Annotated in this window: 19 protein-coding genes and 4 pseudogenes; 15 read left to right on the top strand and 8 right to left on the bottom strand. The window is 68.2% G+C overall.

Translation table 11 applies throughout. From position 1 onward, the window contains the following. Positions 1–59: 59 nt before the first annotated feature. Together AS594_RS00780 and AS594_RS00775 are read right to left on the bottom strand one after the other, a co-directional pair. Positions 60–731: pseudogene (locus tag AS594_RS00780) on the bottom strand (YihY/virulence factor BrkB family protein); the annotation flags it as partial. Positions 732–1,206: 475 nt separating this feature from the next. Further along, positions 1,207–1,928 (bottom strand): annotated as a pseudogene (locus tag AS594_RS00775) (PP2C family protein-serine/threonine phosphatase); the annotation flags it as partial. Positions 1,929–2,651: 723 nt separating this feature from the next. Here AS594_RS00775 and AS594_RS00770 point away from each other — a divergent pair. Then, positions 2,652–3,035, top strand: coding sequence for an SH3 domain-containing protein (locus AS594_RS00770; RefSeq protein ID WP_069925166.1), 384 nt, complete (start codon positions 2,652–2,654; stop codon positions 3,033–3,035). 299 nt (positions 3,036–3,334) lie between these two features. Further along, positions 3,335–3,652, top strand: a complete 318-nt coding sequence (locus AS594_RS00765) for a hypothetical protein (RefSeq protein WP_069925165.1) — start codon at positions 3,335–3,337, stop codon at positions 3,650–3,652. Positions 3,653–4,016: 364 nt separating this feature from the next. Here AS594_RS00765 and AS594_RS42605 read toward each other — a convergent pair. Together AS594_RS42605 and AS594_RS00755 are read right to left on the bottom strand one after the other, a co-directional pair. Further along, positions 4,017–4,312 (bottom strand): annotated as a pseudogene (locus AS594_RS42605) (IS3 family transposase); the annotation flags it as partial. Between the two features lie 1,116 nt (positions 4,313–5,428). Further along, positions 5,429–6,571 (bottom strand): IS110 family RNA-guided transposase, encoded by a 1,143-nt coding sequence (locus AS594_RS00755; RefSeq protein ID WP_069934903.1) that lies wholly within the window; start codon positions 6,569–6,571, stop codon positions 5,429–5,431. 210 nt (positions 6,572–6,781) lie between these two features. Between AS594_RS00755 and AS594_RS00750 the strand changes: the two genes are divergently transcribed. Further along, a complete protein-coding gene (locus AS594_RS00750) occupies positions 6,782–6,979 on the top strand; it encodes a hypothetical protein (protein WP_069925163.1) in 198 nt (65 codons plus the stop codon). 24 nt (positions 6,980–7,003) lie between these two features. On the opposite strand, the gene AS594_RS00745 is transcribed toward AS594_RS00750, so the two are convergent. Next, a complete protein-coding gene (locus tag AS594_RS00745; protein ID WP_240508876.1) occupies positions 7,004–7,423 on the bottom strand; it encodes a TetR-like C-terminal domain-containing protein in 420 nt (139 codons plus the stop codon). Positions 7,424–7,425: 2 nt separating this feature from the next. Between AS594_RS00745 and AS594_RS00740 the strand changes: the two genes are divergently transcribed. The 10 genes from AS594_RS00740 (at position 7,426) to AS594_RS00695 (ending at position 15,409) form a co-directional block, all read left to right on the top strand. Continuing rightward, a complete protein-coding gene (locus tag AS594_RS00740; RefSeq protein ID WP_240508875.1) occupies positions 7,426–7,833 on the top strand; it encodes a hypothetical protein in 408 nt (135 codons plus the stop codon). Between the two features lie 312 nt (positions 7,834–8,145). Next, positions 8,146–8,511 carry a DUF6300 family protein gene (locus AS594_RS00735; RefSeq protein WP_069925161.1) on the top strand — a complete coding sequence of 122 codons (366 nt, stop codon included), beginning with the start codon at positions 8,146–8,148 and terminating at the stop codon, positions 8,509–8,511. 165 nt (positions 8,512–8,676) lie between these two features. After that, positions 8,677–9,021, top strand: a complete 345-nt coding sequence (locus tag AS594_RS00730) for a hypothetical protein (protein WP_069934902.1) — start codon at positions 8,677–8,679, stop codon at positions 9,019–9,021. 476 nt (positions 9,022–9,497) lie between these two features. Further along, positions 9,498–9,686, top strand: a complete 189-nt coding sequence (locus tag AS594_RS00725; RefSeq protein ID WP_069930171.1) for a DUF6381 family protein — start codon at positions 9,498–9,500, stop codon at positions 9,684–9,686. A 588-nt stretch (positions 9,687–10,274) separates the two neighbouring features. Beyond that, a complete protein-coding gene (locus AS594_RS00720) occupies positions 10,275–11,009 on the top strand; it encodes a hypothetical protein (RefSeq protein ID WP_069925159.1) in 735 nt (244 codons plus the stop codon). 947 nt (positions 11,010–11,956) lie between these two features. Next, on the top strand, positions 11,957–12,295 hold the full coding sequence (locus tag AS594_RS00715) for a MerR family transcriptional regulator (protein ID WP_069925158.1): 339 nt from the start codon (positions 11,957–11,959) through the stop codon (positions 12,293–12,295). A gap of 210 nt (positions 12,296–12,505) precedes the next feature. Further along, positions 12,506–12,691 carry a helix-turn-helix domain-containing protein gene (locus tag AS594_RS00710; RefSeq protein WP_069925157.1) on the top strand — a complete coding sequence of 62 codons (186 nt, stop codon included), beginning with the start codon at positions 12,506–12,508 and terminating at the stop codon, positions 12,689–12,691. A 48-nt stretch (positions 12,692–12,739) separates the two neighbouring features. Beyond that, positions 12,740–13,072, top strand: a complete 333-nt coding sequence (locus tag AS594_RS00705; RefSeq protein ID WP_069774802.1) for a glyoxalase superfamily protein — start codon at positions 12,740–12,742, stop codon at positions 13,070–13,072. 36 nt (positions 13,073–13,108) lie between these two features. Beyond that, positions 13,109–14,242 (top strand): IS630 family transposase, encoded by a 1,134-nt coding sequence (locus tag AS594_RS00700; protein ID WP_176742703.1) that lies wholly within the window; start codon positions 13,109–13,111, stop codon positions 14,240–14,242. A gap of 45 nt (positions 14,243–14,287) precedes the next feature. Then, positions 14,288–15,409 carry an IS630 family transposase gene (locus tag AS594_RS00695; protein ID WP_069774651.1) on the top strand — a complete coding sequence of 374 codons (1,122 nt, stop codon included), beginning with the start codon at positions 14,288–14,290 and terminating at the stop codon, positions 15,407–15,409. Positions 15,410–15,832: 423 nt separating this feature from the next. On the opposite strand, the gene AS594_RS00690 is transcribed toward AS594_RS00695, so the two are convergent. After that, positions 15,833–16,042 carry a hypothetical protein gene (locus AS594_RS00690; RefSeq protein WP_069925154.1) on the bottom strand — a complete coding sequence of 70 codons (210 nt, stop codon included), beginning with the start codon at positions 16,040–16,042 and terminating at the stop codon, positions 15,833–15,835. A gap of 665 nt (positions 16,043–16,707) precedes the next feature. Here AS594_RS00690 and AS594_RS00685 point away from each other — a divergent pair. After that, complete coding sequence (locus AS594_RS00685) at positions 16,708–16,947, top strand: hypothetical protein (RefSeq protein ID WP_079148390.1); 240 nt, start codon at positions 16,708–16,710, stop codon at positions 16,945–16,947. Between the two features lie 49 nt (positions 16,948–16,996). Then, positions 16,997–17,311 (top strand): annotated as a pseudogene (locus tag AS594_RS00680) (IS1380 family transposase); the annotation flags it as partial. A gap of 131 nt (positions 17,312–17,442) precedes the next feature. Here the strand turns inward: AS594_RS00680 and AS594_RS00675 are convergent. Together AS594_RS00675 and AS594_RS00670 are read right to left on the bottom strand one after the other, a co-directional pair. Beyond that, positions 17,443–18,588, bottom strand: a complete 1,146-nt coding sequence (locus AS594_RS00675) for an ABC transporter substrate-binding protein (RefSeq protein ID WP_069925152.1) — start codon at positions 18,586–18,588, stop codon at positions 17,443–17,445. A gap of 122 nt (positions 18,589–18,710) precedes the next feature. Then, the gene (locus tag AS594_RS00670) at positions 18,711–21,377 is read right to left on the bottom strand and encodes a SpoIIE family protein phosphatase (protein ID WP_069925151.1); all 2,667 of its coding nucleotides are present in this window, start codon (positions 21,375–21,377) and stop codon (positions 18,711–18,713) included. Positions 21,378–21,848 lie beyond the last annotated feature (471 nt).

Raw genomic sequence — 21,848 nt, 5'->3', positions numbered from 1 at the left:
TATTCAACACGCCGACTCCGGCACACAACGGGGCCCGCTCGAGCACGCACGGCCTGGGGTCAGACGGTGCCCATCTCCCTGCGGTCCTCGTCGGTCCATTTGCGGGGGTCACGCGGCTGGACGTAGGGCTCTTCGTCCTTGGGATGGCCGCCGATGATCACGCGCTCCCTGGCCATTTCCGCGTCGAACTCCAGGCCGAGCAGGATCGCCAGGTTGGTGAGCCACAGCCAGACGAGGAAGATGATCACACCGGCGAGGGTGCCGTAGGTCTTGTTGTAGGTGCCGAAGTTCGCCACGTACAGGGCGAAGCCGGCTGAGGCGATCATCCAGATGGCCAGCGCGAGGAAGCTGCCGGGGGTGACCCATGTGAAGCCGCGGCCCTTGGCGTTGGGCGAGGCCCAGTAGAGGATCGCGATCATGATGGTGACGAGGGCGGCCAGGACGGGCCACTTGGCGATCGACCACACGGTCAACGCGGAGTCCCCGATGCCGAGCGTCGCGCCTACCTGTCGTGCGAGGCCGCCAGTGAAGACCACGATGAGCGCGCTGACGCAGGCCATGACCATCAGCACCACGGTGACGCCCACCCGTACGGGGAGGATCTTCCACACCGGCCGCCCCTCGGGCAGGTCGTACACGGCGTTGGAGGCGCGGATGAAAGCGGCCACATAACCGGACGCCGACCACTGCGCGCCCAGCAGACCGGCGATCGCCAGCACCGAGCCGGTGCCGCCAAGATCCGCGAGCGGTTCCTGGCCGGGCAGACCGAGCAGGCGTGCAGACGGCACACTGACCGGATGGGTCCGCGACGCCACCGGACAGGTGTGGCGGTACACCGACCCGGACGTGTGAGCCATCGACCTCGACGACGCGTAGCCGCACCGGCAGCCAGGCCAACGGCGACGGCGGTGAGGGCGCCGCAGCCGAACACGGCGGGCAGGACCCGCTGTTCCCGCCGAAGCAGAGTTAGGAGCGGTACCGGTGGAGCTGAACCGCCAGAGGTATCTGGCGCTGCTCCGAGGGCAAGGCCGCGTTCGCCGCGGGAGACCCCTCCGACACCTGCCCCTACGACCAGTACAGCGCCGACCAGGAGCAACAGTTCGGCGCCCGCGGCCATGCCGCCGACCAGCGACATCACTTTCGCCGCGGGGAAGGCCCCGGTGCCGTCCTTCGAGGACGGCAGCCGGATGCACTCATCGGCCAGAGCGCATACCGGTAGGCGCCGACGGCGACGGTCGCCATGGTGGCGGCGTCCAGACCGTGCCCCATCGCGTCGATCACGGCCGCGTGCAGGATGTTGTCGTTGAGGGCGTAGTCGAAGCTGTCGCCGGCGATGTTGTAGGCGGGCTCGAGGGCTCCGGACACGGCGACTTGCGGTACGGACATCGTCAAGGGCGGCAGCAGGGACCACTGCATCTCGGCGGCCACGCTCATCGGCTCACGGCGCCGGGCCTGGAAGAACCGGTCCGTGTAGGCGTGCTTGGTGACCAGCATGTCGGCGATTAGGCGGCGAGTCTGCGCAGCAGGCGCCGGTCGTCGTCATCGACGGTGTCCAGGGTGAGGGCCATGACGCCCACCTCGTCGCTGCCATCCAGCAACGGCAGGTACACCCGCACGCCGTCGGCCTGCCGCACCTCGACAGCGATGGCACGCAGGAACGCGGTCCCGGCCGGCGAATCAGCGATCACCTCGGGCTCACCCACGAGCAGCCTCTTGCCCGGCAGCGGCACCAGCACTTCCTGCGCATAGTCCTGCAGAAGGATCGAGAACGTCATGCCCCCACTGGCCACTTCCTCCGCGATCAGCGGAGCGATCAACTGCGGCGGCATCTCGTGCGCCCGATCCAGCAACACCCCCAGCAGCCGCTCTCCGAACCCCTCCGACCGATCCACCCCGCGTCCACCGGCCCGCCGCTCACCGTCCGCCACAACCGCTCCCTCTGGGCGTGCCCGTGGGCTGCCGATCACCTGTCCGAGGCATCCACGGTTCTCGCGCCCCAGAAGCCTGGCATCAAACGATCACCGCCCGCCGGCTCCCGACACGCAGGCCGCAAGGGCTCTTGTTCCTGATGTATCCCTCTGACGGCCGCAGGCGGGGCCGGGAAAGACTCGGCGAGCCGTTCACTCGCTGGTCCGATGACGGCAACGGGTGCGAGGGAAAACGCTCCGAGGACATCAAAATCCTGCCGACCGGCCCGCGGGGCTGGCAGCAGCACAGCAGCCGGACCCCAGTACGCATGCCACGCGGCGCCCCCAACGGCCGCGCGTTGGCCTGGCTGGCCCGTCCGCGGCGTCGAAGTCGACGGCTACGGAATCCTGCGCGCCGAAGTCCCCGCCGCGCCGCACGTCATCGCCACGATCCTCCTCGCCCTGCGCGACAACACCGGTGTGTGGTCACACTGTTACTTCGCCTGGGTCGAAGGCAGTTCTCTCGTCAGCATCACCCCGGGTCCCCGGCATTCTCCTCAAAGGATCGGGCCCGGAGTCGGTCTGGTGCCGTCAATGGGCGCTGCGGTCCGGAGAGTGAGCTCATTGGGTGAGTGAGCGGCATGGCAGCCGCAGTCCTGTGTTTTCGTTGCCCATTCTCCTGATATGCAGGGATTGCGTCCCGGGTTGTGGCGCACCGCGTCAACGGATCTAAAGGAGACTGCTGTGCTCAGTTCCGTGAAAACCGCACTGGCGCTGACCGTGGGAGGCCTGGCGTTGGGGTTGCTCGGCGCCGCCACTTCGGCAACAGCGGCCGACCAGATCAGGACCCCGGTTGCCGGTGCCACGGCGGATCAGGCAAGTGGGGCGGCGGCCTATACCAAGTACGGCAGGGTCACCGCGAGTACCGGAGTCAAGATCCGCAGCAGGGCAACCACGTACTCCGGGGTACTCGGCAGCTTCTACTCAGGAGCCAAGATCGCCCTGGTCTGCAAGGTGTACGGCCAAGACGTCGACGGCAACAACATCTGGTACAAGCTGGACCACCGCAGCGGCTGGGTCACCGCTCGCTACGTCAAGAACCTGGACTACATCCCGTGGTGCCGCTGACCCACACACAATGGGCCAGGCGTCGCTGACCAAGAGCTGAGCGCTGCCCATGCGGCGCAAGGCCGTGACGAGGTGTGTGTACGGGAGCCTCGAATCCCTGGCACAGGTAGGGGGCTCACGGCCCGCCGGCCGGCGGGCGGGCGGGCGGGCCGCCGAGGGGTGGCCTGTTTACGTCTGGTTGTACCCGGCCAATGAGGTTGGCAGCAGGCGCGTCATGTCGCTCTCGGTCCGGGAGTGTCCCGGCGCGAAACCTGGTGGATCAGACGTGAGCAAGGCTCACATCGTGGAACGGTGGCGTCATGAGGGATGAAGCGGCGGCCGCATTGCGCGGAGATATCAACGATGCGATGTCGTACCTCATGGGTGCGATGCACGGGATCGCTGACCGATACCGGGAATTGGGGTCAGGCACCGGGCGAGGGTTCGGGCCGGACGCCGAGTTTCGCGAAAACAGGATCCCCACCGGCAGGCCACTGCAGGCACTGGCCGAGGTCCTCGCTGCCGAGGCTGCGGACATCGCCGTACGCTGTGCTGCCTTGGACGTCCAACGAGCCGCGCTCAAGCAATTTGAGGACGAAGATCTGAGGCGCAGAGTCCTTTCAGCTGCCCACGATTGAGGTCATCACCGATACGTCGTCACTCGGCTTAGTCCGCGTCCGTCGAATTCCTCAGTCGAAGGCTGAAAAAGGGAACGTTCTTCCCTGTCTTGGTGGGCGAGCGCGCACTGCTCCAGTCCAGGGCCTGCTGCGCGTTGACGGTGATCCTTGCCGCATTCTGTCGGACTGTCAGTAGCCGCTGTCTTCAAACGCGATGGATGCGAGGTTCCGAAGGTCGCGCAGGGTGGCCCGCCTTGCGGCCCTTTCTGGTTTGGCGCGTCAGCCATGAGTTCCGTCGGAATCGCCCGGGTCTATCCGCTGTCGTGGGCAGCGTATGGCGTGAGGTTGATTCCCGTGAGTGGACACCGGGTTTCATGGGACGAGTGACCTTCCTCGAGCAGATGTAGATCACCGTGGCGAGACAGAGCCACGACACGCCGACGGGTATGTAAGTGATGTCGCCGCACCACCTGGTGTTCAGCGTGTCCGCGGTGAAGTCGCGCATCACCAGGTCAGGCACGGGCGGCGCGGGCCCTGTCCGCTCGTCGTACGCTTCTTCTTCCGCACGTGCCGGCCGACGATGTGGTTGTTCCGCATCAGCCGGGTGACGCGCTTGCGGTTGATTCTCCGTCCCCTGACACGCAGTTCAGCATGGACGCGCGGAGCGCCCCTGGTGGTGCGAGACGATGCCCCTGTGACCCATTGGAATGTCTCATCGAGAGCGCTTGCGGCCAGGCGCTGTGGGCGCGTCGCGCAGCTCAGCGACGCAGCCGCCCAGTGGGGCAAGAAGGTGCCGGAAGACCCCGGCATCACGGAACTGGCCGACCTCCTGCAAGAGGTCGCTGACCGATTCGCTCACCCTGATGAACCCCGGCACCCGGTGAGAGCGGAACTGGCCGCGGCGGTCGAAGACCTGAGTGCAGCCGCCCGGCTCGGCGGCCTGCTGCCTGTCGTGACTCTCTGGCATCTGCACCGTGCTGTGCTGCAGGAACGTGCCGCGCGTGAGCGCCTGGCCCTCATCGTGTTGGGTCAGCCGTGTGTTGGGCCCGCGCTCGTCGCTTCCATCCGACGAGCAGCTCCGCCGCCCGGCGATAGTGCTCGGACTGTGCCTCGGCCAGCTTCCGCAGAGCGGGCAGACCGCCCTTTCAGAGCCGCTCCTCCGCCGTCTGCTGGCAGGCCAACTCGTAGTCGGCGAGCCGCGTGAAGGAGTCGGCGCGGACGTCCGGCGGCCATGCAGCCGCCGCCTGCAGACCAGCGGCTCGCTGCGCCGTGGCCGGCCTGGGTTGCGGCTACGGCGCATAGCGCACCCGTCGAGGCGGTCCGTTGTTGCGTAGGCGTCGGCGGGTTTAGGCATGTGGTCGCCCGGCCGCCGTGCCGGGCGCGTTTCGGACGTCGTTGAAGGGTGGAACGCGGCCGGTATTCACCCGGTGTCGCGCTGTCTCCTTACGGGCTCGGCCTGCTTGGCAGGCGCTGGGGGAGGGGCTCTCGACTGTCCGGCACTTAGCTGGAAAGTGACTGCTCGTGGTTGCGGTGTCACGCTGTCGATGCGGGTGTGGTCTGCGGAATCGGGTGTTGGGACCGCCCGGGACCCGCTGCGCCGGGACCCGGGCTGGATAGCCCCTTGGACTATGCCGCAGGCCTGAGAAGACTTGGCCGTCGTCCCCGCAGGAACCCCGTCCACCCACGGCCCGTCCGGGTCTGGGTGGGCCATCGTGAAGGAGAATCTCAATGATCGTGTCAAGCCGTTTGCGTGACCGGCGGGACGGGGGTGAACAGCCTCTTGTCGCGCAGCATTGCTCAGAGCACGTCGACGCGTCGGCGGGCCAGTGCAAGCAGGGCCTGGGTGTGCAGCAGCCCCTCGCCCCTCTTCTTGAGGTAGTAGTCCCTCGATGGTCCCGGCCGCATCATCGCGGTCTGGGCGGACATGTAGAACAGCCAGCGCAGACGGCGGTTGTAGCGTTTGGGCCGGTGGTGGTTGCCGGTGCGGCGCCCCGAGTCGCGGGGCACCGGGGCGAGCCCGGCGTGGGAAGCCAGGCGGCCGGCATCGAGGTAGCCGGACAGGTCGCCGACGATAGCGACGAACTCGGCGCCGAGGATGGGTCCCATGCCGGGCATGGATTCGATGATCTCGGCGCGGTCGTCGGCGCGGAAGACCTCGCGAATCTCCCGGTCGTTGTCCTTGATCCGCTCGTCCAGGGTCAGGAGCTGGTGGGCGAGGTCGCAGACCAGCTTGGCGGCGCTTTTCTCGCCTGGCAGCGCGATCTGTTGGGACTGGGCGGCTTCCACGGCCTTCCCCGCGACATCACCGGCACCGCGGACCTTGCGGCGTTCCAGCCAGGTGGTCAGCCTTTTGACGCCGATTCGGCGCAGGGCGGCCGGGGTCTGGTACTCGGTCAGCATCACGACCGGGCCCTTGGCCGAGGAGTAGTCGAAGGCCCGTTCCAGAGCAGGGCAGATACCGACCAGGAGGTCACGGAGCCGGTTGATCAGTCGGACGCGGTCGGCGATCAGGTCGGCCCGGTGATGGGTCAGCACTCGCAGTGTGGTCACCAGCTCCGGCGGTGTGTCCAACGGGGCGAAGTCCCGCCGCATGCGGGCCTGATCGGCGATGACGCGGGCGTCCTTGGCGTCGGTCTTGCCCTCCCCCTTGTAGGCGCCGGACATACGGTTGACGGTGCGGCCGGGTACGTAGACGACCTGCTGGCTGTGAGCGAACAGCAGGGCCAGCAGCAGCGTGGATGCACGGCCAGAGATGTCGACCGCCCACCGCACGTCGTCAGCCCGTTCACGGGCGGTCTCTATGAGGGCGAGGATCTGCGACTCGTCGTTGATCACCTTCGTTGAGAACACCGTCTCACCGTCGCCATCAATGGCCACGGCCCAGTGATGCCCCTTGCCGACATCGATGCCGACCCATATGCGTGCATGCCGCGTTGTCAACCGCGCCGCTCCTGTTCCTCCGTGACCAGCACTTTCATGGCCCGAAGAACACCCCGCCGACAGGTCCTTAACCAGCGATGACCGCAGTTCTCAATCAGTGGTCGGAGCGTCCCGGAGGACCGGGCGGCCAGTCTCCTGGAGCCATCAACGGCAGACAACTGTCAGCCACACCCGGTCCTCCCGGACCGCCAACCATTCTTAAGGACGACTGTGAAGCTCGCCCGTTTCGCGACCGCGACCGCTCTCGCCGCGGCCCTGGCCGGTGCGGCCATCGCGACGGCAGCAGCCCAGCAGACCCGCACCACCACCCACCCCTACTCCTGCTCCAACGTGGGCGGCGGTCCCGGCCACACTGTCAACTGCTCCGGTCTGGTCACGGTGAACAACGTGCTCAACGGCACGGTGTGATGCCCAAGGACCGGATGAGCTGGGCTATTTCTTCGCGGAAGAGCTTTTCGGGGCTGAGGTGTGGGTCTGCAGATGGCCGTAGATCTCCAGAGACACCAGGCCGTGCAGGTGGCTCCAGATGCGCAGGGCAAGGGCTACGGCGGCCGGGGGCAGGTCGGGGAAGGCCGGGCGGACCTTGTCCAGCAGGCCGGGGTCGAAGTCGGACCACTCGAAGTCGCTGTCAGAGTGGTGGGGTGCGGCGTGCGGCCAGGCTGCGGCCGCGAGTGCCGTGATGCCGGTGCAGACACGGTGGGCGGCTTGTGGGGCGGCGCCGCCCTCGGGGGGTCGGTAGCCGGGGACGGGATCGCCGTAGACGAGGCGGAAACCCTCCGGGTTGGCCAGTGCCCAGTTCCTGAAGCCGCGTGCGTGAGGTGCAAGCTTGTCCCATGTGGCATGAGTGCACACCGTTGCTCGAGGAGGAGTCCGGCCCGGTCGGGCGGGAGATCACCGGCTGGCGGATCCCGGGCATCGGGGAGATGGACATCGAGTCGGAGGGATTCCGGCTCACCGTGCTGTCCTCGGGCGAGACCGTCCGGGCGGAGATCGCTTTCGCTGGTGGGTACGTCGAGTCGCCGAGCGAGCCGTACCGTCCGCTGGGACCGGTGACGCTGGTGCTGGCGGACGTGTTCTCGCTGCAGCTCTGCACGCCGCGGGCTCCGGCCGGCTCGTTGTGGAAGCGAGTCCTGCGCGGTGAGCCGTACGACGAGGTCCTTCGGATGACGTGGGACCAGACGCAGGACGTACTGCATGTGCGGGCGGGCGGCTCGGCGCTCGTCTGCCGAGGCGGGACCTGGCGCTGGCGGACCGGCGGATGAGCGATCCACGGCTTCGTGGGCCACACAGCCACCGCTGGACACATCCCGCGCCGGGGGCCCTTCGGTACATGGCACGGCTCCGGCGCCGGCGCGAGGGTGGCTTCTCCTTGCAACGCGTGAAGACCTGGAAGACCTCCCGCGACCCCGGCCAAGCCGCCAAGAAGGCCAGGGTCGAGCACGGAAGAATCTGCCATGGCGCTTTCGGGCGCGTAAGGGAGTCGGCGTCATGGCGACGGCGTAGCTCTTGACGGTGATCAGTCGTCGGACGCATGGTGGCGCTTCGCACGAACCCACCCCGAAGGGGGCCCCACCGTGTCTCTCACCTGGCGCTATCACCTACGCCCCGACGGCTCGTTCTCGCGCTCCGCGAACATTGACGGAGCCCTCGACCCGGTCACCGACGAACAGTTCGCGCGTACGGATCCCGGCGACCGCGACGAGAGGCCCAAGCGGTCTTGTTCACGCTGCTCCCGGGACCTCCTGCTGCGCTGGCACGGCCCGCTGATCACCGGCGAGTGGATGGAGCTGTGCTCGGCCTGCGACGCCGACCGGCCCGCCGCACGTGCCTTCATCCGGTGGCACCTCGATCCGGAGAGGACGGTGGAGAAACTGCCTCAGCTCTTCGAAGACTGGGAAACGGAAACGATGCAGGCCAAGGGATGGGTCCGTGTTCCGTAGGTCCAGCTCTCTGTCCGGACTTCCGCGCTTACACCTGTAGGTGCGGCGCCCCGGAGCGAGCGATCCGAAACCAGGGGCCGCGCGAAGCCCGGCTCAACTCGTATCCGCCCCAGCCGCGTGCCCAGCCTGATTCCACTGGGTTCTCGGCTGGTCTCGGGAGCATCGGTGGCTTTGCGCACACTGCTGGGCATGACGCCCCCGCTCCCCATCCGCATGCACCTGATGATCACGTGTCTGATGGTGACGTTCGGGACATTGGCCGGGGCCACGCTCGGCCTCGTAGCGTCCGGCCAGCGGCTGGCCCTCGTCCTCGCCGGGGCCGGCGGTCTCGGTGCGGGAATCTGGGCGCTGCTCTCCCGCCGCCAGATCGTCGGCTTCTTCCAGGCGCTACTGCGGCCCGCCCGGGAGGTCGCGCCGGTTGACGGTCGCGCGGAAGGTCTTGCCGACATCGTGCTCGCCAGTCTGAGCATGTACCAGGCGGCGATGTGCCCGCTCACCCCGAGCGGGTGACTGACCAGGAGCGTAAGGCGCGCCGGGAGGTCGCCTATCGACTCTCCCCTACGAGGGTATGCAACACGAGGTCCAGGTGTCGGCAGCCGCCTGCGGGAGCCATCGACCAGGCACAGGACGCCCGACGGGCCGCTGCCGCGATGAGCGAACTGCACGTCACCGTCTACAACAGCCGCGGCGGCCGATAGCCCAGGCCAGGCTCCACTCCATGAAGCCCAACTGCATCGGAGCACCTCGCTGGCGGGCCCGCCACGTTGCCGAGGCCGAGGCGGGTGCGCTGGCCCGGTGGGGCATTGCTCCCGGCATGGCTGTTCATCGAGCAGAAGCCGGCCGCATCCGCTTGAACGCCCGCGGTCCCTGAACCCGCCCCTGGGCAGCGACCCACATGGCGTTGTCCAGATGCGCGGGCGGGCTCGCGCTGTTTGGCTGGTGTGGCCCGGCCTTTCCGGTCGGCCAACACGATGGAGTGAGTGATCATGAGCGTTGCGGATGAGTCCGGTGGCCGTGCCCAGCAGTTGCGCGCCAAGGTGCAGGAGATAGAAGAGGCTGCGGAGCGTGCCGCCGACCCGGAGAAGCGCCAGCGGCTGAAGGAAGAGGCGCGCCGGCTCAAGGAACAGAGCAGGCAGCAGGGCAGCAGGGGGAGCGAGAATATCGACCCTATATAGAAGCGGCCGTCTGCGCACGCACCGGCCGGTGGTCCCCCGCGGTTCCGACGGGGAGGCCACCGGCCGGTCACTTGTACGCATGGGTGGGGGAGTAGCGCGTGGCGTGTGCGGATGAGCGCGATCTGGCCGGTGCTGGTGGAAGCAGGCCAGGGCAGCGATCGGGGGCAGGGCGGCGACGGCGATGCCGGGCAGGGTCTTGGGGGCGTGGCTGATGCACAGGTCGACGGCCACCGCGGTGAAGAACACCATGACATCCAGCCGTGCAGGGCGCGGCGCCGGTGCACAGCGGCGACAGGACCGTGAGGCAGGCGACCAGCCAGGCCCGAAGACCAGCAGTGGCCAGCCCTGTTCCAGCCCGGCCGGTACGGACGGGGCAGCGAGGTACGGGTGGTAGGCGACGACCGCGCCGAGCACACTAGTTACCCCCGGGTTTCCCCCCGGGAATGAGAGCGGCTCGAGCGCTCCGCCGCCAGTGTCGCGAACTCCTGGAGCACTTCGGCTTCGACGCTGGCTGAGCTCTCGCCCGTCCTGATGGAACCTCGCCCTTCCTGATCCGTGAGGGCCATCAGTTCGGGCAGACTGGCTGCCATGTGGATGGGGCTGGACAAGAAGGAAGTCAAGGATGCGCTGGAAGGCGTGATGCCGTGGCTGGCGCCGACGGGGAAGCTGACCGTGGAGGCGCTGTCGAAGCTGGACCGGCCGCTGCTCGCGTGGGCGCCGGAGTCGCAGGCGTACCTGTTCGACTCGGCCGACTTCTACGCCGACTACACCGATGAGCCGGGCGGCATGTCCCCGCTGGAGAAGAAGATCGCGAAGCTGCCGCCGCGGCGGGAGTGGAAGATGGAGCGGGTCTGGACCCCGCACGAGGAGTCCGACGAAGAGCACGAGCATGCGCATGAGAAGGCCAGCGTGACGATCGGCGGCCGCCTGCTGCACCCCCGCGATCTGGACGCCTACGCCACCTTCGCCTACGAGTACGCAGGCCTGGAAGACGAAGACGACTTCACCGACGCCGAAGACGGCACCCCCGGCCTCCAGCGCGTCACCGGCGACCTCACCCGCGCCCTCGCCTGGGCGGCCGCCGGCGTCTGCGTCCTCCAGCAGTCCCTGCCCCACCCCTTTAGAGACGTCATGCTCTACGGGGAAACGGACAACCGGCCCGCCCACCGCATCCTGTTCGCCTACGCCTCACTGCTGCGCATCAAGCACCCGCGCAAGGCCGCGCCCTGGTTCACCGCGCTGGTCTACCTCAACCCGATGGACAACGTCGGCGCACGGTTCCTCGCCCCTGGCGGCCCCACGTACCAGAGCACGCATGGCTGAACGCCCGCAACGAGGACTGCTGCCGCGCCGGGGTGTAGGAGCTGGCTGGCCTCGCCGTGCGGGCCCCGGGAAGAGGAACACGGCCTCGGATCACGGATTCGGCGGGGGTGAGTCGGCAGCAGCGGGTTCACCCCGATGCGCCTAGTGCATCGGCATCGTGGTGTTCGCCGCCGCCCTGGTCTACCTGGCTGTCGGGGGCGATTACCTCTCTGTCGGACACGCGTAAATCTATGTCGGCTGGAGTAGACATTGCTCGGTGGTGTGGTTATGGTTTCTCTCGTAGCTCAGAGAGACCGCAGGGCTTGGCAGAGATGAACTGCCGGGCCGCAGTACACGTAGTTGGTTGTAGTTCGTAGTGCGGTGCGGTGGTGGAGTTTCGAAGCCAGGGTTGTTGTAGGACGGTGACGGGACTGACGACCGGACCGGGTGGCCCGCAGTGATCAGGGGCCGCCGTGAGTAGTACCGCAGAGCAGCACCTCGGTGAAGGCGTCGGCTGCGGGCGCGCGCACCGGGAGGTTCGGCAGTGGGGTTCTAAGCCAGAGCAGACGCAGGACGGGCGACGGGGCTGGCTGCCGAAGGGGTGGCGCTGTGGCAGGCCACTGAGAAGTTCGCATCACCAGCAATACGCGGTACCAGTAGTACCTGGCAGTACCAGCAGTACCCCGTTTGGTAAGTAGTTGATCCCAGAGGGAAGAACGGAGGAACAGGGCGCCATCAGGATCGCCCGGGCGGAAGTCTTGAGCCCGGGTACCGCAGGACATCCGATAGTGAGGTGGTCTCCGGTCAAGCAACCGCGATCCCCGCACCCCCGACAGCATCCTGGTCGGGTTAGCGGAAACAAAAGGCCGGCGCAGTATGAGGGCCGGCAGATGGTGTAGCAGTTCCTTCGGGGCCCTGGTGCCAGTACGGCACCAGGGCCCCTCCAGCGTGTTCCACAGAGAGGTGCGATGACCGCAGACAACTCGTTCAGCCGTCTCGACGACGACGATTACCCCGCCTACACCATGGGCCGGGCCGCCGAGATGATCGGCGCCACCCCCGCCTTCCTGAGAGCCGTCGGCGAAGCCCGACTCGTCACCCCGCTGCGCTCCGACGGCGGCCACCGCCGCTACTCGCGCTATCAACTACGCATCGCCGCCCGCGCCCGCGAACTCGTCGATGCCGGTACCCCGATCGACGCGGCCTGCCGCATCGTCATCCTCGAGGACCAGCTCGAAGAAGCCGCGCGCATCAATGAAGAACTGCGTGGCTCGCCCTCCACCTCCCGGCACAGGGCTGACGCCTGAGGGCGAGTCCGCGCCCAACGACCAAGAGTGCGGTGGTGCGTCAGGCTCGCGAGGAAGTGCCCAGTAGGTGGCGGCCCCGTGCCACGAAAGGGGCGGCAGGCGGTCCTGCAGTACAGCCGTCCAAGGCTGGCTGGAACCGACCCCGCGCCGCCCGCCGCACCTCTACGATCATCACCCCACGAACCGGCGTTACACGAGGGGTTTGCCATCATGCCGAAGCGAGTTACGGGATCGGATCGCGACAAGATCACGGCCGAGTACAAGAGCCGCTACGAGGCCGGCGAGTCCATTCGCAAGATCGCCGAAGCAAGCTCCCGCAGCTACGGCTTCGTGCACGGCATCCTCACTGAGTCCGGAACCTCCCTACGCCGACGCGGCACGGAACAGCGCAACTAGTGCCGCATCAGGCAACGTTCGCCCTGGGCGGTCTGCGACGATAACTCTATGGACGAGGAAGTCATCCCTATTCTTCGCGTCGAGGACGCTACGGCGGCGGTCGCTTGGTACGAGCGGCTGGGCTTCGCCAAGCAATGGGAACACCGTTTCGAACCGGGACTTCCTGCGTTCGTCGAGGTCGCCCGGGGCGGGGTGCGCTTGTTCTTGTCGGAGCACAAGGGCGACGCCCGTCCCGACACGTTGGTCTACCTACGCGTTCGTGATGTCGACGTAATCGCTTCCGAGTTCGGTGTGCAGGCAAAGGACGCTCCGTGGGCGCGTGAGATTGAGCTGCGCGACCCTGACAGCAACCGGCTTCGGATCGGCACGCCGACGGAATGACACTCGCTGGCAGCGCGCGGCAGGGAAGCTGTGCTGGTGGCTGAGCGAGTACGCGTCCGCGAGATCGATGACGACGAGGGACAGCGCCTGCTGCGGATTATCCGTCGGGGCAGCGGGTCGGTGGTGACGTGGCGGCGGGCACAGATGGTGCTGCTGTCCGCGCAGGGCATGTCCGCGGAGAAGATCGCCGAGGTGACGTTCACCAGCGCGGACCGGGTCCGGGATGTGATCCACAACTTCAACGCCGACGGCTTCGACTCCCTCTACCCGAAGTACAAAGGCGGTCGGCCCAGGACATTCACCCTGCCCGAGCGGCGTGAGATCAAGAAGATCGCCAAGTCCCGGCCGGCCGAGCACGGTCTGCCGTTCTCGACCTGGAGCCTGGCCAAGCTGGCCGACTTCCTGGTCGCCGAGGGGGTGGTCGACGACATCAGCCACGAGGGCCTTCGGGTTCTGCTCCGCGAGGAGGGCGTGTCGTTTCAACGCATAAAGACCTGGAAGACCTCCCGCGATCCCGACTACGCCACCAAGAAAGCCCGCGTCGAGCACCTCTACTCGATCGCCGACGGCGAGGTCATACCCGAGGACGGCGAACCCGAAATCGTCTTATGCCTGGACGAGTTCGGCCCGCTCAACCTCCAGCCCCACCCCGGCCGACAGTGGGCCGAGCGCGGAGGACGGCACAAGGACCCCGACCGGGAGCCGAGGCCCCGCAGGCGGGCGACCTACACCCGCCCGCACGGGGTCAGGCACCTGTTCGCCGCCTACGACCTCGGCAAAGACAAGCTCTACGGCCACATCAAACCGAAGAAGAACCGGACGAGGTTCCTGGAGTTCTGCCGCTACCTGCGCAGCCTCTATCCGCCGGAGATCCGCATCGCGATCGTGCTTGACAACTTCTCCCCGCACCTGACCACGAAGAAGGACAACCGGGTCGGCGACTGGGCCGCGGCCAACAACGTCGAGTTCGCCTACACGCCGACGAACAGCTCGTGGCTGAACCGCATCGAGGCCCAGTTCACCGCCCTGCGCTACTTCACCCTCGACGGCACCGACCACGCCAGCCACAAGGAGCAGGGCAGCATCATCCGTCGCTACATCATCTGGCGGAACCGTCATGCCGACGATCAACGGCTACGGGCCGTGGTCGACAGGGCGAACGTTGCCTGATGCGGCACTAGTGTCCTGCGCCAGTAGTTGATCGTTAGTTTGTCTATGACTGCTTCTGCAGATGTGCCGGTGCCACGTCGTGGCCCGAAGTTGGAACCGTTGTTATTGTCGCCCGATGAGCGTGTGGTGTTGGAGCGTTGGGCCCGGCGGGCGTCGTCCGCGCAGGCAGTGGCGTTGCGGGCCCGCATTGTGCTGGCGTGTGCCGGCGCTGATGTTCCACCGATTGTCGTGGTGGCGCGGGAGTTACGTATCGCGGCGGACACGGTCCGCAAGTGGCGCCGCCGGTTTCTGACCGCCCGGCTGGACGGGTTGGTGGACGAGCCCCGGCCGGGCCGGCCGCCCACCATCAGCGTCGACCAGGTGGAGGCGGTCGTGGTCAGCACGTTGGAGGAGATCCCGAAGAACGCCACTCACTGGTCGCGGTCATCGATGGCCGACCGCAGCGGTCTGTCGAAGTCGACCGTGGGCCGGATCTGGCGGAAGTTCCAGCTCAAGCCGCATCTGACCGACACCTTCAAACTGTCGACGGATCCGCTGTTCGTGGAGAAGGTCTACGACGTGGTGGGGCTGTATTTCAACCCGCCCGAAGGCGCGGTGGTGCTGTCGGTGGACGAGAAGTCGCAGATCCAGGCGCTGGACCGCTCCCAGCCGGTACTACCGATGATGCCGGGCATGCCCGAGCGCCGCACCCATGACTACGTCCGCAACGGTCTGACCACCTTGTTCGCAGCCTTCGACGTCGCGACCGGAGAAGTCATCACCTCCCTGCACCGCAGGCACCGGGCAGCGGAGTTCAAGAAGTTCCTCGCCAAGATCGATAAAGAGGTTCCTGGGCACCTGCAGGTCCACTTGATCTGTGACAACTATGGCACCCACAAGACCCCAGCCATCAAAGCATGGCTGGCCAAACACCCACGTTTCCACCTGCACTTCACACCTACCGGCTCCTCCTGGATCAACCAGGTGGAGCGGTGGTTCGGCTTCCTCGCCGACCAGAAGATCCGCCGCGGCGCCCACAAGAGTGTGCGCTCCCTGGAAGCCGACATCCGGGCCTGGGTCAAGCAGTGGAACGAGAACCCGACCCCGTTCACCTGGACCAAGACAGCCGAAGAAATCCTCGACTCACTCGCCCGCTTCTGCCAACGGATCTCTGGCGCAGGACACTAGCATGAGGCTGGATTGGGGGCCCCGAGCCGAGGCGCGGTTTCGAGGCCCCGGGAACGCGAGCAATGGAATCCCAAGGGTTGCGCGCGTCGCCCGGCTCAACTGCGGTGGTGAACCCTGCGTCACGGGCCCGGCCGGGTGAAGCGTGGCGGGCGCTGCCGTTTCGGTCGGGGGGACCTTTCGGGGGTGGGGCATGCTGCTGGCAGGCGCCCTCGGGGGCACCCGGCAGAACAGCGTGGTGCGGGGCCATCCCTCCCCCGTCCCTGCACCACGCTGTACCGGCCGGTACAGCCGGACCCCCACATCCGGATGAGGGTGGGCGCTGGTCGTCGTGGCGTCTTGGCGATCGCCTGGGGGCGGGGATACGAAGGCCGTCCGCACGTCTCCGGGTGGGCGAGGAGCTGGGGCCGGCCGCACGTCTGCCGGTCAATGCCGCTGGTCTTGTACTGCTGCGACGAAGGCCGTCATGCAGGAGGAGCAGTACCGTTCGGTAGCTTCGTTCTCGGTGAGCGGTGCGGCTGGGGAGGCAGGGTCCAGGAAGCGCCCGCACAGGGAGCTGGTGGTCAGGTCCTTGCGGATGACATGCCAGATCAGTTCGCCCGTGCCGATGGTCGACTCCGCGCGCATCTCGTGCATCGGCGCGCCTTTCTGCGCCGGCGGCGTGTGGGGCCTTGTCCGCATGCTGCTTCCATGAGAAGGCATGGCGTCCGTTGGGGCGAATCGGCATAGGCCGGCGGGGGGATTCGGGGTGCCGGGCAGCGACGCGGCCCAGGAGCACCCTTTGACGCGCCGTCCAGGCCCACCGACACCCGCTCCGAGAGGTGTGACGGGCCGCGTGTGCGACCGGGGGAGTATTTCGCCGAGCACCGGAACCGCTGGGCGTGGGTGGGGCCCCGGGCCAGGCGCGGTTGTCGGGGCCCCCGAAGCGAGCAGTCCGAATCCGTAGGTTCGCCCGCGTCGCCCGGCTCAACTCTGCTGATCAGTTTTGGGTCACGGATTCGGCGGGATGAAACGGCAGCACGGACGCGCCTCGCCAATGGGAGCCTTCTCCTGCGGTCGGCCGGTGAGCTGTACAACACTCCAAGAATGGGGCTGGTCGTGTTCCACCGTGGACTGGAGGGTAGGGGCGAAGTGATCTGGCAGGAGTCCCGCCGCAAGGGCCCGGCGGCAGTGGGGGCCAGACGCCCTGGTGAGCGAGGGCCGTACGGGCTGAGGCCCGCCGACAGCGAAGACGAGAACGCTGGTGCCGCCGAACAGGCAGTCACAGGCCCCGTGGAGCCGGGGTCGGGAGAGGAAGACTGGTGAGTGGACTGTGGAAGCGGGTACTTGCCGCCTACACGACCGACCGGTACCCGCAGCACGACCGCGAACAGCTGCTCGCCCGGGGCGCTGCCGAACTCGCCCACACCCGCAGTCCCGGCGGCCGGGCCGCGACCGTCAAGGACGTCCAGCGCGTCGCCCGGGAAGAGTTCGGCCTCCTCCTCGACGAACGCCAGGCGCGCACCGCTCTTGCCCAGCGCCGCACGGGGCGCCCCAGGTGACATCGGGCGGGACTTCCTGAGCTGGGACGATGGACCTTGTCTAGGGGTTCTGTCGTCGCCAGAGGAAGGCACTTTCTGCGTGAAGGATATCGGTTCGCGGCCCCGGCTTGTGGTGTCCACTGACGGGTCGGGGGTGGTCGGGCACGCCGGAGCACGTTTGCTGGCGGACCTCGCCGAAGCGACCGGGCTGACGGCGGCGTATTCCACCGTGCTCCGGCCGCTTCGGCCGCGCGGCACCGGCCATGACCCGGGCCGGATCGCCACCGATCTCGCAGTGATGCTCGCCGACGGTGGCGAGGCGATCGCGGATCTGGCCGTTCTGCGGGACCAGCGCGAGGTGTTCGGCCCGGTGGTCTCCACGCCGAGGTCCTCGATCTGATCGTCAAACGGTGAGCATGGCCTGCAGTTGGGCCGGACAGCGGCCGCGCGTGCCGTGGCCACCGGTGTGAGGCCCGGACGGGCGGGCGCACGCCTGGCCAGGACCGCCCCCGGTCCTCAGCCCGAGACGGCCTCGGCCCAGCCGCGGTTGACGGTCCCTCTCGCCTTCTCCGTCTGTGCCTTCGTCGGAAACGTCGGCGTGCCTTCGACCGTCGGCAGTTTCTCCGCGGCGGCCTTGTCGAGGGTGCCGTCCTTTTCCATGGCGTCCATGAGGACGGGGCGTGCATAGGCGCCGAGCCGGATGTTCTGGCCTTCCGGGGTGAAGACGTACTCCTGCCACAGACGTGCCGCCGCGGGGTGTGGGGCGTCTTTGTTCACCCCGTTCGCGTAGTACTCGGCGAAGCTGCCGTCGAAGGGGATGGCGGTCCGCCAGTCGACGTCAGCGCCCTTCTCGCGGAATTCGTCGGCGTATCCGAGGTTGAGGAAGTCCCAGTCGAGGCTGATCGGGGTCTGGCCCTTCGCGATCGTAGTCGCTGAGGATTCGACCGGGATGAAGTTGCCGTTCTTGCTGAGCTCGGCGAAGAAGTCGATACCGGGCTGGATGTCGCCGAAGGAACCCCCGTTCGCCAGGGCCGCCGCATAGACTCCGGCGAAGGCGGAGCCGGATCTGGCGGGGTCGCCGTTGAGCGCGACCTGGCCCTTGTACTCCGGCTTGCGCAGATCAGCGAAGGTCGAGGGGCAGGTCTTGACGCGCTTGGCGTCACAGCCGATCGAGATATAGCCGCCGTAGTTGTTGTACCAGCGGGCCTGCGGGTCCTTCTGTTCCTTGGGGATCTGGTCGTACGCGGCGACCTTGTACGGAGCGAGCAGGCCCTGCCGGGCCGCGGACTGCGCGAACGAGCCCCCCACGTCGATCACGTCAGGGGCGCGGCCTTCGCCCCTGTGCTCCTTCAGAGCGTTGATCTCGTCCTGGCTGGTACCTTCCGGGTTCTCCACCATGACCTTGATCCCGTACTTCTTCTCGAAGCCGTCGATCAGTGCGCCGTAGTTGGCCCAGTCGCTCGGGAGCGCGATCGTGTTGAGCGAGCCCTCTTTCTTCGCCGCTGTGGTCAGTGCTGCCATGCCGCCGGCGTCCGCGGCGGAGGTGGCCACCGCGGGTGCTCTGGGCGCGGCGGTGGGCTTGTCTCCGCAGGCGCCGAGGGGCGCCGCCGCGAGGGCCAGGCAGGCGGCGACGGACGCTGTCCGGAGACGGGGTGCGGGCACAAAGGCTCCATAACGGGCGGTCGCGTACTGATCGAGGCCAGCGTACGTTCGGCGGCCTCGGCAGCGCAGTCCCAGCCGGTGGTGTCCGCTGTCTTCCCTGCGGCTGCAGTACCGGCGCATTCTCAGTACGCCTCGTCGTCCCACTCAGCCAGGAGCGCCTCCCCCAGATCCATCCCGGGCGGGGCGGCCCCGTCGTGGAGGGCCTGCTCGCTCCAGATGATCTTGCCGCGAGCCGTGTAGCGGGTGCCCCAGCGCTCGGCGAACTGCGCGATGAGGAACAGGCCACGGCCGTCCTCGTCGGTGGCCTCGGCCCGGCGCAGGTGCGGGGAGGTGCTGGACCCGTCGGAGACCTCGCAGATCAGGCTGCGGTCGTACAGCAGCCTCACCCCGATGGGCTCGGTGCCGTAGCGGATGGCGTTGGTTATCAGCTCGCTGAGGATGAGTTCCGTGGTGAAGGCGATGTCCTCCAGGCCCCAGTCCGCCAGTCGGCGGGCGCAGGCGTTGCGCACCGGGGACACCGCCGCAGGGTCGAGGGGCACGTCCCACTCGGCGATCCGCGCGGGGTCCAGTCGGCGGGTGCGGGCCACCAGCAGCGCGACGTCGTCGCTGGGCCTGGTGGGCAGCATCGCGTCGATCACCACGGTGCAGGTTTCCTCCGGGGTGCGGGCGGGCCCGGCCAGAGCGGCGCGCAGCGCTGCCAGGCCCGCGTCCGGATCGCGGTCGCGGCTCTCGATCAGCCCGTCGGTGAAGAGTGCCAGCCGGGAGCCTTCGGGCAGGGTGGCCGTCATGGTCTCCATGGGCAGACCCGCGCCCAGGCCCAGCGGCGGGGAGACCGGCACCTCGGGGAAGGACACGGTTCCGTCGGGGCGGACCAGAGCGGGGCCCGGATGCCCGGCGGTGGCGGCCGTCACCTGCCCCGAGACGGGATCGTAGATGGCGCACAGGCAGGTGGCTCCGGTGATCCCCTGCCACTCCTGCTCATCGATGTCGATGTGGGCGACCAGCTCGTCCAGGTGGCTCAGGAGTTCGTCCGGGGGCAGGTCGAGGGTGGAAAAGTTGTACACGGCGGTGCGCAGGCGGCCCATGGTGGCGGCGGCGTGGAGACCGTGGCCGACGACGTCGCCGACCACCAGGGCCACTCGGGCGCCGGGCAGCGGGATGACATCGAACCAGTCACCACCCACCCCGGCCTGGGCGGCCAGATAGCGGTGCGCGACCTCGACGGCGGACTGCTCCGGTACGCTCCGGGGCAGCAGGCTGCGCTGCAGGGTGACGGCCATGGCGTGCTCGCGGGTGTAACGGCGGGCATTGTCGACGGACAGTGCCGCCCGGGCGGTCAGTTCCTCGGCGAAGGACACATCCTCCTCGTCGAACGGCGGGGAGTCCTGCCCCCGCCAGTAGCCGGCCATCCCCAGCACCACGCCGCGGGCCCGCAGGGGCACGACGATCAGGGAGCGGATGCCGCGGTCCAGGATCTGCAGGGCGTTGGCCTGGTCCTGGGCCCGCCAGCGGTGGGTGGCGCGCAGGTCCGCCTCCAGGACCGCATGGCCGCCGGCCAGCCCGGCGGCCACGGGACCGGTGGGAGTGAACCGGATCAGCTCGCCGACGGGGGAGAGAGGGTGGTCGCCCTGAAGGCCGACGACGGCAGTGCGGCGCATCTCGGTCCTCGCTTCGGGCGGCTCCTCGCCGCGCAGTACCGGGTCCAGCAGGTCGACGGTGACCACGTCGGCGAACCGCGGGACCGCCACCTCCGCCAGTTCCTCCGCGGTGCGCTCCACGTTCAGCGTCGTTCCGACCTGCACCCCCGCGTCGTAGAGCAATTTCAGCCGTTCGCGGGCCACCTCGGCCCTGCCGGAGAGTGCCCGCAGCTCGGTGGTGTCCCGCAGCGTGACGACGGTCCCGGCTTTCCCGTAGGGGGCGGTGGGCCGGATGTTCACGGCCAGCAGCCGATCGGCTGCCATGTGCAGCTCGTCGGTCGCGGAACGGCCCGATGCGATCGGATCGGCGATCCCCTCCTCCATACCCAGGTCCTTGACGGGGAGCCCTTCAGCGTCCACCGGCAGATCCAGCAGCCGCCGCGCCTCGTCATTGGCCAGCAGCAGCCGTCCGCCGCCGCCGACGATCAGTACGCCCTCTCGCACCGCGTGCAGCACCGCGTCGTGGTGCTCGTACATCCTCGTCATCTCGGCCGGTCCCAGGCCGTGGGTCCGGCGCAGCAGCCGACGGCTCACCAGAGCCGTCCCGCCCGCGGACAGGGCGAGCACCGCGGCTGCGCTGCCGAGGACGACCGGCAGCTGCCGGTTCACCATGCTCTGGACGTTCTGGACCGTGACCGGGGAGGAGACGATGGCGATGACGGAGCCGTCGGAGTCCTTGACGGGGACCACCGAGACCACGGACCGCCCCAAGGACCCTTCGAACGTCTCGGTGAAGGACTTGCCGGCCGCCGCCCCGGCAAAGGGGCCGACGACGTGTTTCCCGATCTGTTCCGGGTCGCTGTGGGTGAGGGTGACCCCGTCGAGCGTGTACACGTTGATGCCGTCGACCCCGGCAATCTTCCGGGCCGCCTCGGCGCTCGGCTGTAGCACTGCGCTCGGATGGGGGCTGCGCAGAGCCGCGACGATTCCCGGAGATTCCGCGAACGTTCCGGCGGCGGCGAGCGTACGGTGCCGGGCGTCCAGCATGCCGGCGCTCTGGGCCTGCACCACGAGCGCCACCACCGCGGCGGCGACGAGAAGCACCACGACGGCCAGCTGCAGGAGGAACACCTCGCCAGCCACGCTGCGCACGCTCAGTAGGGAGGACAGACGCTGCGGCCGCCGCGCCCCTCCCTTGGGGGGCTGGGCGTGCTCCTGATGCTCCTGGTGGTGTCCTGCGCGGGGACGCCGAGGGGGAGAGGAAGAGCTCGTGGTCGAGCCGAGCAGCCGACGCCGGAAATGTCCAAGGAGGTCGCTCATACTCCATTTTCTAACCTCTTTGGGCCGTCGGCATCGGGGAGCGACGGTCGAATAGTAGCGATCCGGGCGCCCCTTCGCAGAGCGAGGGTGTGGCGCGGCGCGTGGGGGGCGCGGGCGGGATCCGGGCGAAGCAGTCATCACGCCTTCTCCGCACCGGGCCCTCCGGGTAGCGGACGCGGCCTCGCTGTCCGCGCCGCCAGTCACCCGGCCCTTCATATTTGCGCGACGCTCGCCACCACGTCGCCCGAGACCGTCCTGGCGCTGATCGCCATCGGGCAACAGGGGCGGCGCTGGAGCGCCGGC

It is taken from the genome of Streptomyces agglomeratus, assembly GCF_001746415.1.
GTDB classification, from domain to species: domain Bacteria; phylum Actinomycetota; class Actinomycetes; order Streptomycetales; family Streptomycetaceae; genus Streptomyces; species Streptomyces agglomeratus.
This window is presented reverse-complemented; position numbering and strand designations above follow the sequence as displayed.